The organism is Frankia sp. Mgl5 (genome assembly GCF_023242985.1).
In the GTDB taxonomy this organism is placed as follows: Bacteria; Actinomycetota; Actinomycetes; order Frankiales; family Frankiaceae; genus Parafrankia; species Parafrankia soli.
The window spans coordinates 41,706-54,325 of record NZ_JALKFY010000687.1 but is presented as its reverse complement, the minus strand read 5'-3'; the positions used below and the strand labels follow the sequence as shown (position 1 = coordinate 54,325).

Annotated in this window: 11 protein-coding genes and 1 pseudogene; 8 read left to right on the top strand and 4 right to left on the bottom strand. The window is 71.2% G+C overall.

Translation table 11 applies throughout. The annotated features are described in order from the left end of the window. Nucleotides 1-254: 254 nt before the first annotated feature. Nucleotides 255-950, bottom strand: coding sequence for a TetR/AcrR family transcriptional regulator (locus MXD62_RS25675; protein ID WP_248831987.1), 696 nt, complete (start codon nt 948-950; stop codon nt 255-257). A gap of 155 nt (nt 951-1,105) precedes the next feature. Here MXD62_RS25675 and MXD62_RS25670 point away from each other — a divergent pair, with 155 nt between their 5' ends. Together MXD62_RS25670 and MXD62_RS25665 are read left to right on the top strand one after the other, a co-directional pair. Further along, a complete protein-coding gene (locus tag MXD62_RS25670) occupies nt 1,106-2,134 on the top strand; it encodes an aldo/keto reductase (RefSeq protein WP_248831986.1) in 1,029 nt (342 codons plus the stop codon). A 107-nt stretch (nt 2,135-2,241) separates the two neighbouring features. Continuing rightward, entirely contained in the window at nt 2,242-2,508 is a 267-nt protein-coding gene (locus tag MXD62_RS25665) for a hypothetical protein (RefSeq protein WP_248831985.1), read from the top strand. A 78-nt stretch (nt 2,509-2,586) separates the two neighbouring features. Here the strand turns inward: MXD62_RS25665 and MXD62_RS25660 are convergent, their stop codons facing one another. Both MXD62_RS25660 and MXD62_RS25655 read right to left on the bottom strand, forming a co-directional pair. Next, entirely contained in the window at nt 2,587-5,247 is a 2,661-nt protein-coding gene (locus MXD62_RS25660) for an AAA family ATPase (protein WP_248831984.1), read from the bottom strand. 89 nt (nt 5,248-5,336) lie between these two features. Beyond that, on the bottom strand, nt 5,337-5,624 hold the full coding sequence (locus MXD62_RS25655; RefSeq protein WP_071066228.1) for a DUF4242 domain-containing protein: 288 nt from the start codon (nt 5,622-5,624) through the stop codon (nt 5,337-5,339). A 268-nt stretch (nt 5,625-5,892) separates the two neighbouring features. Between MXD62_RS25655 and MXD62_RS25650 the strand changes: the two genes are divergently transcribed. Next, on the top strand, nt 5,893-6,357 hold the full coding sequence (locus MXD62_RS25650; RefSeq protein WP_248831991.1) for a universal stress protein: 465 nt from the start codon (nt 5,893-5,895) through the stop codon (nt 6,355-6,357). A gap of 17 nt (nt 6,358-6,374) precedes the next feature. Continuing rightward, a pseudogene (locus tag MXD62_RS25645) lies at nt 6,375-6,566 on the top strand (TetR/AcrR family transcriptional regulator); the annotation flags it as partial. 3 nt (nt 6,567-6,569) lie between these two features. On the opposite strand, the gene MXD62_RS25640 reads toward MXD62_RS25645, so the two are convergent. After that, the gene (locus tag MXD62_RS25640) at nt 6,570-7,241 is read right to left on the bottom strand and encodes a TetR/AcrR family transcriptional regulator (protein ID WP_248831982.1); all 672 of its coding nucleotides are present in this window, start codon (nt 7,239-7,241) and stop codon (nt 6,570-6,572) included. A 454-nt stretch (nt 7,242-7,695) separates the two neighbouring features. Between MXD62_RS25640 and MXD62_RS25635 the strand changes: the two genes are divergently transcribed. From MXD62_RS25635 to MXD62_RS25620, 4 genes are all read left to right on the top strand, one after another. Further along, nucleotides 7,696-8,940: an ABC transporter substrate-binding protein gene (locus MXD62_RS25635; RefSeq protein WP_248831981.1), complete on the top strand. Its 1,245-nt coding sequence runs from the start codon at nt 7,696-7,698 to the stop codon at nt 8,938-8,940. A gap of 79 nt (nt 8,941-9,019) precedes the next feature. Next, entirely contained in the window at nt 9,020-11,056 is a 2,037-nt protein-coding gene (locus tag MXD62_RS25630; protein ID WP_248831980.1) for an ABC transporter permease, read from the top strand. Beyond that, the gene (locus MXD62_RS25625; RefSeq protein WP_248831979.1) at nt 11,046-11,816 is read left to right on the top strand and encodes an ABC transporter ATP-binding protein; all 771 of its coding nucleotides are present in this window, start codon (nt 11,046-11,048) and stop codon (nt 11,814-11,816) included. The genes MXD62_RS25630 and MXD62_RS25625 overlap by 11 nt, the downstream gene beginning before the upstream one ends. Continuing rightward, on the top strand, nt 11,813-12,541 hold the full coding sequence (locus MXD62_RS25620) for an ABC transporter ATP-binding protein (protein WP_368862450.1): 729 nt from the start codon (nt 11,813-11,815) through the stop codon (nt 12,539-12,541). The genes MXD62_RS25625 and MXD62_RS25620 overlap by 4 nt, the downstream gene beginning before the upstream one ends. The last annotated feature ends 79 nt before the right edge of the window (nt 12,542-12,620 follow it).

Below are 12,620 nucleotides of genomic sequence, written 5' to 3'. Positions count from 1 at the left end.
TACGGGCTGACCGACATCATGCGTGGCATCGTGAACATCGTGCGCACCTCAAACGGCCTCGCGAGTGCCTGAACCGGAGCCTGCCCTCGCCCGGGTCAGTAGCGCCGCGTCGGCGTCGGCGTGGACGGCCCATCATGCAGCGGCGCAGCGGCGTCCCGCCTGGAATCCATCACTCGGCGGCTGCTGACCCGCGAACCGATCGGTGATGGGCACGAACCGACGGCTGACGTCGAGGTGGACGTGAACCTGTCCGATCAAGGGCCATCGTGATCAGGCTTGCGGGACTGGCTCGCACCGGCGCCGTAGCGCAGCCCGTCGATGAGGAGCGCGACCATGCGCTGGCTGTAGGAGGCGCCGCCGTCGGCCACGGGCAGGCAGAGGTGGGCGACGGCATACAGCAGGTCTCTGGCGCTGATGCCGGCGCGGATCTCGCCACTTGCCGTCGCGGCCTCCAGCAGTGACCCGAGGGTGGGTTCAAGCCGCCCCATGAAGTAGCCGGGCAGGGCGTCGAACGCCTGGTCGCCGGAGTGCAGGGCCGTGGCGAGCCCTCGCTTGGTCGCGAGGAACTCGGTGTACCGGTGCAGCCATCGGGCGAGGGCTGCTGCCGGCTCGTGTGCCGCGGCCAGCGCCGGTGCGGCGTCGGCGCAGGCATCCACCTCGTGCTGGAACACGGCCCTGACGAGGTCTGAGCGCTGCGGGAAGTGCCGGTACAGCGTTCCGACCCCGACGCCGGCCAGGTCGGCGATCTCTTTCGCCGGTGCGTCCACGCCGGAGGTGGCGAAGACGGCCTTCGCCGCGACGAGCAGGGCGTCGATGTTGCGCTGCGCGTCGGCGCGCAGCCGCCGCGGCGCCCGCTCGGCGGCGCCAGGCCCGGCGGGCCCGGCTGGGCCGGCTGGGCTGGCTCCGGCCGGTGACGGGGGCGTCATGACACCGCCCCCGTCCACCACCACGCGGTCTCCCTCACGGCACTCCTTCGCTGGCACAGCCCTCGCTTGCATAACCGGAAAGCTGTTCCGTATAGTTCCGGAAGAGCGTTCCGTTTACGGTCAGAGTACGGCACCAGGCGAGCGCTCACCAGCCCGACCGCAACCTGAGGAGAGACCGCATGCAGTACCGCACCCTCGGCCGGACCGGAATCAAGGTCAGCCCCTACGCGCTCGGCGCGATGATGTTCGGGGCCGGCGGCAACCCCGACCACGACGACTCGGTCCGCATCATCCACACGGCACTGGACGCGGGAATCAACTTCGTGGACACCGCCGACGCGTACTCCCACGGGGAGTCGGAGGAGATCGTCGGCAGGGCCCTCAAGGGGCGCCGCGACACCATCGTCCTCGCGACCAGGCTGCACCTGCCGATGGGCGACGATCCCAACCAGCGAGGCAGTTCCAGGCGTTGGATCATGGCCGAGGTCGACAACTCGCTGCGCCGCCTGCAGACCGACCACATCGACCTGTACCAGGTGCACCGGCCAGACCCGGACACCGACATCGAGGAGACGCTCTCCGCGCTGTCGGACCTGATCCACGCCGGCAAGGTCCGCGCGATCGGGTCGTCCGCGATGCCCGCCTCCGACATCGTCGAGGCCCAGTGGGTGGCCGAGAGGCGCGGCCTGGAGCGGTTCCGCACCGAGCAGCCGACCTACTCGATCCTCAACCGCGGCATCGAGACCGAGGTGCTGCCCGTCGCCCAGCGCTACGGGATGGGCACACTCGTCTGGAGCCCGCTCGCGAAGGGAATGCTCACCGGTCGGGTCCGCAGGGGTCAGCCGACCGACCTGCGCCGGGCCACCGTCTTCACGAGCTTCGGCGACGAGCGCCGGCTCGACGCCGTCGAGCAGCTCGTCCCGCTCGCCGAGCAGGCGGGCTTGCCGATGACGCATCTCGCGATGGCGTTCGCGATCGCTCATCCCGGGGTGACCAGTGCGCTCATCGGGCCGCGCACGAAGGAGCATCTCGACGACCTGCTCGCCAGCCTCGACGTCACGCTCACCGACGACATCCTCGACCGGATCGACGAGATCGTCCCGCCCGGCACCGACGTCGGCCTGCCCGACCAGTCCGCGTACGTGCCCCCGGCCCTCCAGCACCTGAACCTGCGCCGCCGGCCCGTCAGTGAGCGCGCCGCCGCCTGACCGCGCCCCCGCCTGGCACGGCCGGAGCCGACCCGCACGAGAACTGGTCAGCCGCGGTCTGACCGCGTCCGGGTACTCGGTTGCGCGCGATCGCACCGCGCACGATCATGCTTGCGGACCCCGCGCTGGAGACGCCGCCCGGCACCGGGGAGATCGTCAATGTCGAATGGGACTTCGACGGCAGCGGCGCCTACCCGGAACAGGCCAAGGTCGACGGCCCCGACCGTGAGGCCCGGGTGACCACCACGCACACCTTCGCGAAGGCCGGCACCTGCTTCCCGGTCGTGCGGGTCATCTCCCGGCGGCCCGGCGCCGCCGACGGCCCCTATGCCATCGTCCAGAACCTCGCCCGCGTCCGGGGCATCGTCCGGTAGCCGCCGGCGGGCGAACGACTGCCGGCCGCCTGACGCGGCAGACAGCGCAGACCGCGCGGGGTCCTGTTGCGTGCCGGGTCAGACGAGGCCGAGCTCGTCGGCGCGCAGGGCTACGGCCCGGCGGGTGGGCAGGTCCAGTTTGGTGAGGATGGCGGAGACGTGATGGTCGGCGGTCTTCACCGAGATGTACAGGCGGGTGGCGATCTCGGCGTTGGTCAGCCCTCGGGCGACCAGCTTGGCGACGTCGAGCTGACGGTTCGTCAGGCCCGCCGGGTTCGCCCGGGTGCTCGTGCGGGGCCGCCTGGGAAGCTGAGTGATGCCGTCGCGACGCAGGGCCGCCCGCTGCCGGTCGGCGGTGCCGGTGGCGCCGAGCTGGTCCAGCAGCTCCACGCCGCGTGCCCGCTGGCCGGGGTCGGGGGAGTCGCACAGGGCCATTGCCGCGGTGAAGGGCTCACCGGTGCGGCGCCACCACGACGCGGCCTCGTCGTGATCGCCCGCGAGGCTGAGCCGGAACGGCGGCGCGACCTCGTCGGGCCATTGGCTCAGCAGCCCGAGCCGGGACAGCCAGACCGCGAGGTCGCCGGCGGCCCAGGCTGTCCCGGCGATCCCCGCCCCGCCGGCCCCGCCGGCAGTACCGGCGCGCGTCCCGGTTTCGGCGATCGCGGCCGCCGCGCGGATGACCCGGGGGTCGGACACCTCGGTGAGCCACATCCGCTCGGCCAGCGCGGAGAGCACCGCCAGCCGGCGCAGCGGCTCGTCGAGGTGTCCGGCGAGGTCCCAGGCGGTGTCCAGGGTGGCGAGTGAGGCGGCGGCCGGGACGTCCGCGCCCTGGCGCAGCGGGACCAGGGCGGTGACGAGAAGCGGCCACAGCGTCGCGAGCGGCATGCCGCGATCCTCGATCACCTGCTCCGCGTCCTCGACCGCCGCGCTCCACCGGCCGCGGGCGAAGTGCAGCCGCGCGCGTACGGCAGTCTGCCAGTGCCGGCAGATCGGGATGTCGCGCTCGACGGTGAAGGGCAGGGACTCGTCGAGGACGTGCTCGGCCTCGCGGTAGCGCCGCTGCTCCACGTCGAGGTTGGCGAGGCTGGAGTAGCCGGTCGACGCGAGCTCGTCCCAGCCGTGGGCGCGGGCCCGCTCGATGTCGTCGGCCAGCGGGGTCCGCGCGCCGGTGTCCCCGGCCAGCAGGGCGGCGGAGGTCCGCAGGATGCGCCCGCGCTGGGCCAGCTCCGCCTGGCTGTGGCGGTCCGCGGCGTCGATCGCGCCGTCGAGGTAGCGGCGGGCCAGGGTCACCTCGCCGCGCATGTAGGCGAGGTAGCCCCGGGTCGTGTGCGCGCGGGCGTGGGACTGCTCCAGCTCCGGCCCGGCCGAGAGGGCGGCGGCGCGCCCGGCGTGTGCCTCCGCCTGCCGGCGCCGGCCGTTGTAGTACTCGAACACGGCGCAGGTGTCGTACGCCGCCGCGAGTCCAGCCTGGTCGCCGGCCTGCTGCCAGAGCGGGAACGTCGCGCTCACGGTGGCGATCGCCTCCCTGAGGCGGCTGGTCATGTACTGCTCGATCGCGAGCCTGTGGAGCAGGTCGGCCCGGTCGAGCGCGGGCGCCGTTCCGAGGTGCTCCAGCGCCGTCTCGAAGAACGTCGCCGCCTCGCTGTGCGAACCGGCCTGGATCGCCTGGCGGCCGGCGGCCGTCGCGTACTCGGCCGCCCGGGCCCCGTCGCGGGCCGCGACCGCGTGGTGGGCGAGGACGGCGGGATCGCGCGGCTCGATCTGCTCCAGCGCGGCCAGCAGGCGGGCGTGCAGCCGGGGGGCGCCGCCCGGTGGGATCGTGCTCTCGACGGCCTGGCGCGCGAGCTCGTGCCGGAAGACCAGACCGCCGCGGGCCCGGGTGAGCAGGCCGGTCGTGTCGAGGCGGCGCAACGTGGGCAGGTCGACGCCGAGTGCGGGCAGCACCCGGTCGTCGAGCCGGTCCGGCGCGGTCGCCACCATCTGCAGCACCTCGACGTCGTCCGCCGTGACGTCGGCGGTGCGGGCGAGCACCGCGTCGCGCACCGAGGTCGGCAGCGGGCGGTCGGGCTCCTTGGCGATCTCGGTGACGAAGAACGGGTTGCCGCCGGTCAGCTCGTGCACGCGGCTCGGTTCCAGCCGGGTGCCCCCGACGACGGCGCGGACGGCGTCGAGGGACAGCGGCCGAAGGCCGAGGGTCCGCAGGCCGGCCAGCCGGGCGAAGTCGCCGAGCAGCGGGCGAGCCGAGTGACCTGGACCGATCTCGTCGTCCCGGTAGCTCACGAGCAGCGCCAGCGACATCGCGTCGACCCGGCGCGCGAGGAAGCGCAGCACCTCGACCGAGGCGGCGTCGACCCAGTGCAGGTCCTCGACCACCAGGACTGTCGTCTCGTCGCGCAGCGCTTCGTAGATCCGCTCGCAGACGCCGGCGAGCGCCAGCTCCGCGCCGCTGTCGCGGGCCTTCTCACCTTTGACCCTGTCCTCACCGGGCAGCAGCGGTCCCAGGCCGGCGGCCGCGGCGATGTCGCGGAACGGACCGAGCGGCCGGGGCGTCAGAAGCGGGTCGCAGCCGCCGAGGAGGAAACGCGGGCCGGGCGCGGCCGCGCGGGCCGCCGCGAGGAGGGCCGACTTGCCCGCGCCCGACTCCCCGGTGACCGCGACGCCCGACCCCTGCCCGGCCGCCGCCCGGTCGATCGCCGCGCGGACGACGGCGACCTCGCGGTCCCGTTCGAGGAGATCCACGTGGTCAGGGTAGAGGCGGGCGGGCGGGGCGCCAAGGTGAAAGGTTCGAGCGCCCCGCCGGAGCGTCGGCCCCGTCATCGGGGCCGCGGTCACCGCGGGGCCGCGGTCGCGGCGGTCTGCGGGCCGAACTCGTTCGCGACGGCCGAGACGTTGTTGGCCGGGAAGCCACCGCGACGGGCGTGCTCGAGGATGGTCTCCGCGTCCTCCGCCTCGTGCACGCAGTAGATCTTGTCGTCGGTGACGTAGCTGTTCACCCAGGTGTAGGGCACCCCCAGCGACGCGACGGCCTCGTTGGAGGTCTGCGCGATCTCGGCCAGCTCCTCCTGGCTGAGGTTCCCGGCGCCGGGGATCTCGCGCTCGATGACAAAGCGAGGCATGGTCTGCTCCTTTCGATCCGACGGCCCGCTGCCGTCCGGTGTCTCCACTCTCGGCGCGGCGGGGCGTCCCGACATCGGGAGCGACTCCCCATGTTCGCGGTCTGGGTACCCAGGCGCCGACTCCGGAGGACGGGCACGCGGGCGTTAGATGTCAGCCTGATCGGACACCCCTGGATCCGGTCCGCGTGCCCTCCGTGGCCGCGGGAGGAGTCCGCCGGCGACCCGCCGGACCAGGCCTAGCCGGGCCGCTGGCGGAAACCCTGTGGGTATGCAGCACATCGTTGTCGGGGTCGACACCCGGGAAGCAGCTCCCGCCGCCCTGGTCCGGGCGGCTGACCTCGCGCGGCAGCTGGGCGCGGAACTCGATGTCGTCCACGTCCAGCCCTTCAGCCGCAGCGAGATCCGCGCGATGGTCTCCACGGTGCCCGGGCGGAACCTGTCCGAGCGGTTCCTCAGGGCTGACCAGGATGCCCGGACCAGGGAGGTCCGCACGCTGGCGGAACGGACACTGGCGGGCGGAGCCGTGCCCTGGCGGTTGCACGTCCTGGCCGGGGATCCCGCGGCGCACCTGCTTGCCGTGGCCGACAGCGTCGACGCCTACGCGATCGTCATCGGCACCCGGCACGGCGGCGGGGTCGTCCTGGAGCGGCTGCTGACCGGCTCGGTCTCCCATCGGGTGGTCAACTGGGCGAAGCGGCCCGTTCTGGTCGTCCCGACAGACCTGGACGAGTAGCACCCGAACGGGTCCGTTTTCGTGGCCTGATCGAGGCCGGGATGCGCGCGGGGTTGTTCGAGATGGCGTCCGCGCGGCTGGCCTCGTACGCCATCCTCGACCCGGTGATGGGCGTCGCGGTCTGGTTCCGCGACGATGGTGAGCTGACGGAGGATGCCGTCATCTGGCAGTACAGTCAGTTCGCTCTGCGAATCGTGGGTGTGCGTTAGGCGTCACCGAGTGGGCGGATTGCTTTTCACCGGCAGGCCGAGAGATCTCTCCCAGATCTTGTTGGCCGTGTCGATCAGCGTCTCCCGGTCGTAGTCGAGCCCTTCATAAGACCACGCCATGACCATGCGTTCGACCATGAATGTCAGCGCATGGGCGGTATACCGCGGATCCAGGTCGGTGTAGGCCAGTCCCGCCGCCTGCCACCCGGTGATCGCTCGGGTCGCGCGGCCCTGGAAGTGCTCGGCCACCTCGTACCACTGGGCTTTCAGTCGCTCGTCGTCGTCGCGGGCCTGGTACACCGCCCGCAGCACGCCAGCATTCCGCTGGAAGGCCTCGACGTAGACCCGGTTCACCTCCTCGATGCGGCGTACCGGGTCGAGCTGGCCGCTGACGTGGCCTGGTGCCGGCGCGGTCAGCTCGGCGGAGACGTCCTTCATCACCTCGTACAGGAGATCGTGCTTCGAGCGGTAGTAGTTGTAAAGCGTGCCCGAGGCCACCTTCGCCTCAGCGCTGATGTCGGAGAGGCGAGAGTTGTAGAAGCCGTCACGTTCAAAAACAACCCTTGCCGCTTCGACGAGACGCCGTGGCGTGGTCTCGCGACGAGGGTCGTTCCGTGTACGGCGTGGGCTCTCCGCATCGTTCGCCCGATTCCGACCAGCGGCAGGCGTCGGCATGGCCAGACCTCATCTCCTCTGCTTCACGGGTGCGGCGCCGGCATGCATCTGCCCCCACCACAGGCTCTAGCGATGGTACGGAGCCGACCCGGCGGGCCGCTGACCTCCTGATGCCACGGGAGGATGCGGCGGGCTCCGATCTCTCGCGAACCCGCCCCGCGTCGAGTCCCGATCCGTCCCGCCCGCACCGCGACCCGCCCGCGTCCGCCGCGCGCCCCGCGTGCCCCACGCCCCGCGCGCGTCAGGCGGGTGTCGCCCGCAGCCCGCAGCTCGGGATCACCGGCCGTACCGGTGATCCCGCCGGGTCGGGTCAGGCCTGGCCAGGGAAAAAGAAGAGGTTGACGTCATCCTCATCTATGGCTAACTTCCTCGCCAGTGGCGAGGCCGCGCACCCGCGCCCAAGGGGACGTGACGCGGCCGGACCAGAAGCCCGGTATCGAGAAGCGGGGGACCCATGCGGTTACCAGGGAAACGGTCGTGCGTCATCGTCGGTCTGGGCCTGAGCATCGTTTTCGCGGCGACGACTGCCTGCGGGAGTGGTTCAGACGAGACGACTGGCGAGGTCACCGCGACCGGCGCGCCGATCAAGGTGGGCTTTTTCAAGCCAGCGGCGGGAGTGGGCTCCCTGCCCGGCGCGATCGCTGGAATGGAAGGCGCCGTCGCGTACGTCAACAGCGAACTCCACGGGATCGACGGCCGTCCGATCGAGGTCGAGGACTGCTCGGTCGACGGCACGCCGGAGACCACGATCTCGTGCGCCAACAAGTTCGTGCAGGATGGCGTCGTCGCAGCGTTCGACGGCTTCAACTACAGCTCGAGCGCCGGCATCGACACCCTCGTCGCGGCCAGGATCCCGCTTGTCGGCCAGATTCCCTTCGACCAGACGACGGGAAGCAAGGCGGAGGGCCGCGTTTTCTTCGCGGCACCGCAGGCATCGTTCCTCGTGGGCGCGCTCCAGGGATTCAAGTCCGAGGGGATGACCTCGGTGACCCTGGCCCTGCAGGACACCCCCTCGGGGCACAACACGGTGGACAACCAGCTCAAGCCGCTGTCCGCCGCCCTGGGACTCAAGGCGACCGGGGTCTACTTCTCACCGACCAATCCGAACTTCAGCGCGGTCGCCTCCACCGTCGCGTCGACCAATCCCGACGTCGCCGGTCTCATCGCGTCACCCAACGAGTCGGTCTGCGTCCAGCTTGTGAAGAACCTGCGGTCGACAGGGTACAAGGGTGCGGTCTTCCTCGCGGCGTGCACGGCCTTCATCAAGGCGGCCCCCGAGTCGGCTCCGGGCGCGACGATGTACTCCTCGATCTGGCTGCCGGGGTCGGAGAAGAACGCTCCGGCCGAGGTCGGACGGCAGATGGCTCTGGCCACGAAGTACATCGGCGAGGCGGGCGGGCCGGCCGACTACTACGCCTACGGCCAGTTCGCGACCGTGGTGGACTTCGCCCGGGGACTGGCGACCGCGCCGCCGACCGAGAATCTGACCGGCGCGAGTGTACTGACCACACTCAAGTCACTGAAGGACTTCCCGACCTTCCTCGGCCCCAACGTCACCTGCGGCAAGGCCACGACTCCGAACTGCACCACGCAGATGCTCCTGTTCTCCGTTCAGAAGGATCTGACGCTCAAGCCGGTGAGCGGTGACTGGATCACTCCGGCACCGCAGATTCTTTCCACGATTCCAGGCGCCAGCTGAGCGGAAGGAGCGAGATGTCCGCGCCGCACAGCACGGCGCGGACATCGACCCGGCTGATGATCACTATGGCTGCGTATCCATGAGTGAAATCCTGCAGTTCGCCATTCTCGGGTTCTCGACCGGCGCCGTCTACGCGGTGTTGGGGTCCGCCCTGGTCAGCGTGCACGTCGCCACCGGGGTCATCAACTTCGCGCAGGGCTCGCTCGCGCTGTGGGGTGTGTGGCAGACGACCGCGCTGCGGGCCAACGGCACGCTGGTGCTCCCGATCGGGAGCCTCAGGCTCCAGGACGGGCCGATGGCCACGGTGCCCGCCGTCCTCATCGGTGCGGCGAGCTGCCTGGTCTGGGCGGTCCTCGCGCAGCTGCTGGTGTTCCGCCCCCTGCGCAGATCGCCGGTCCTCGGGCAGGTGGTCGCCTCGGTGGGGGTCATGCTGTTCCTGCAGGCACTGGTGACTCTCAGATTCGATCACGACACCCTGGGGCTCGACCCGACCGCGCTGATTCCGCTGCCGATCCTGCCGTCCGACACCATCACGCTCGCCGGGAGCGTCGTCGCGGTGAGCAACCTGGTTCTCGCCGGCATCGCGATCGTGATCGCCTTGGTCCTGTGGGCCTATTTCAGGTTCACCAGAATCGGAATCGCGACCCGGGCCGGGGCCGAGGACGAGCGCGCGCTCCGCCTCATGGGCTATTCCCCCGACCGGCTCGCGACGCTGGTGTGGGCCGCGACCGGACTGTTCTCGGGGCTGATCGTGATTCTCGCCGCCCCGGCCATCGGCGGCCTGGACCCGACGAGCTACATGTTCTATGTCGTCCCCGCGCTTTCGGTCGCCCTCGTCGGCCGGCTCACCTCGGTCGGAATCGCCTGCGCGGCGGGGCTGGTGCTCGGCTCCCTGCAGCAGATCCTGCTGTTCCTCAGCACCAAGACCTGGTGGCCTTCCTGGGCCCAGGCCGGTGTCGGCGACGCCGTTCCCTTTGTCATCGTCGTCGTGGCCCTCTTCGTGCTCGGCCGGAGCATTCCGGAGCGTGGCGGTCCCGACCAGGGCCGGCTTCCCCGGGTGTCGATACCGCGAGTCCGCCCGCTACCGGCGGCGGGGGCCGTCGCCGTCGCGGCGCTGGTCATCGCCATCACCTCCGGGACGTGGCGGTTCAGCCTGGTGATGTCGGCGATTCTGGCCCTGATCTCGGTCTCCGTGGTGCTGCTCACCGGGTATCTCGGCCAGATCTCACTGGCCACGATGGCCTTCGCCGGAGCCGCCGGGTTCGCGCTGTCGAAACTGACGACGAGCGCCGGTGTACCGTTTCCGCTCTCGCTGCTGCTCGCGGCGCTCGTCGCCACCGCCCTCGGCGTCGTCGTCGGCATCCCCGCGCTGCGGATCCGCGGCGCTCAGCTCGCCGTCGCCACGATCGCGGCGGCACTGGCCATCGAGGGATTCGTCTTCAACAATCCGGCGTTGACACCGTATTCGGGAGCCCTGATCCGGGACCCGTCGCTGTTCGGCTTCTCGCTGGCGGTACGGCAGGGGACGAATGTCATCACGCTGCGTTTCTCCTACCTGGTGCTGACGATCGTGGTGCTGCTCCTGATCGCGGTGGCTCGTCTCCTGCGGGGAGGCACCGGCCGGGCGTTCCTCGCGGTGCGGTCCAACGAGCGTGCGGCAGCGGCCGCCGGAGTGAACGTGGCCGCCACCAAGCTCCTTGGTTTCGCGATCGCCTCTTTCCTCGCCGGCGTCGGCGGCGGCCTGATCGGTTACAGCCGCGGGCAGCTGTCGTCGGCGTCGTTCACGGTGCTTGTCGGGCTCACCGTTCTGGCGATGACGTATGTCGGCGGAATCACGAGCATTTCCGGTGCCGTCCTCGCGGGGCTGTTGGGACCGCTCGGCGTCCTCTATCTGCTGCTGACCCAGACCCTCGACCTCAGCAGGTACTACACCCTCATCGCCGCGCTCGGCATGCTGCTCCGCGCCGTCGTCTTCCCGCCCTACGGGGGACCCGTCCAGGAGTGGTTCGCCGCCCGGAGCACCCGGCGAACACCCGTCTCCGTCTCTGTCCCCGTCACCGACACGTCGGCAGACGTCACGCCACGCAGAGCAGTGAGGTCCGTCGATGCCCACTGAACACAGTCAGAAGGTTCCTCTCCTCGCAGCCGGGAGCGTGTCGGTCCGTTACGGCGGGGTGCGGGCCAACGACGACGTCACCCTCGCGGTCGACCGGGGCGAGATCGTCGGTCTCATCGGTCCGAACGGGGCTGGCAAGACGACCTTCGTCGACGCGGTCACCGGCTTCACGCGATATTCGGGAACCGTCGAGCTCGGCGGCACGAGCCTCGACGGTGCCACCGCGCACCGGCGCCGCCACGCGGGTCTCGCCCGTACCTGGCAGGCCGGCGAGCTCTTCGGTGACCTCACCGTGGCCGAGAACCTGCTCGTCGCCGCCGAGCGCTCCGGAGTGCGCCGCGCGTTCGCCGACGTGTTCGCCCGCCGGCGAGCGCCGGACCAGGCGGTGCGCTCCGCGCTGGAACTGGTCGGGATGTCGGCCCTGGCGGACCGCCGGCCCGGCCACCTCACCCTGGGCCAGCAGAAGCTGGTCGGCGTGGCCCGCGCGCTGGTCGGCGCGACCCGGGTGCTCCTGCTGGACGAGCCGGCGGCGGGTCTCGACACCGACGAGAGCGCGGCGTTCGGCGGCGAACTCAGGCGGCTTTCCGGGACCGGTCTCGGCGTGCTGCTCATCGACCACGACATGACTCTCGTCCTGGACGTCTGCGACCGCGTGTACGTCATGGACTTCGGCCGGATCATCGCGACGGGAACGCCCGCGGAGGTCAGCGCCGACGAGCGCGTCGTGGCCGCCTACCTCGGCAGCCAGGTGACCCCGTGAACACGGCACCGGCGACGCCGCCGGCGACAGCACCGGCGACAGCCCTGGGGGTCGAGGGCCTCAGCGCCGGCTACCGCGGCGTGCCCGCCGTCCGCGACATCAACCTGCGGGTCGCCGCGGGGAGGATTCTCGCGCTGCTCGGCCCCAACGGCGCCGGCAAGACGACGACCCTGCTGGCCGCCGCCGGTCTGCTGATCCCGCTGGCCGGCACGGTCACCGCGCTCGGGATGCCCGTCACCGGCAGGGTGGAGCGCACCGCGCGTGCCGGCGTCAGCCTGATTCCCGACGACCGGGGGGTGTTCCACCGCCTCACGGTGGCCGAGAACCTGCGGCTCGCCGGATCGCGCGGCGACCTCGACCAGGCCCTCGCGCGGTTCCCCCAGCTTCGTGGGCTGCTGGACCGGCGATGTGGCCTGCTCTCGGGCGGCGAACAGCAGACGCTGGCGATCGCGAAGACGCTCATGCGAAAGCCCCGCGTCCTGTTGATCGACGAGCTGAGCATGGGTCTGTCGCCCATCGCCGTCCAGGGGATCCTGCCCACGCTGCGCCAGCTCGCCGACGAGACGGACGTGGCGATCGTGCTGGTGGAGCAGCACATCGACCAGGCGCTGTCGATCGCCGACGAGGCGGTGGTCCTCCATCACGGCCGGGTCGCGCTGAGCGGGCCGGCCGCCGCGCTGCGAGAAGACCGTGACCAGATCCGGCGCGCCTACTTCGGCCGCTGACACCGGACGGACTCGACCTGACCTGACCTGATCAGTGCCGACCCGGTCCGACGCGACATCGTCGGACAGACCCCTGGGG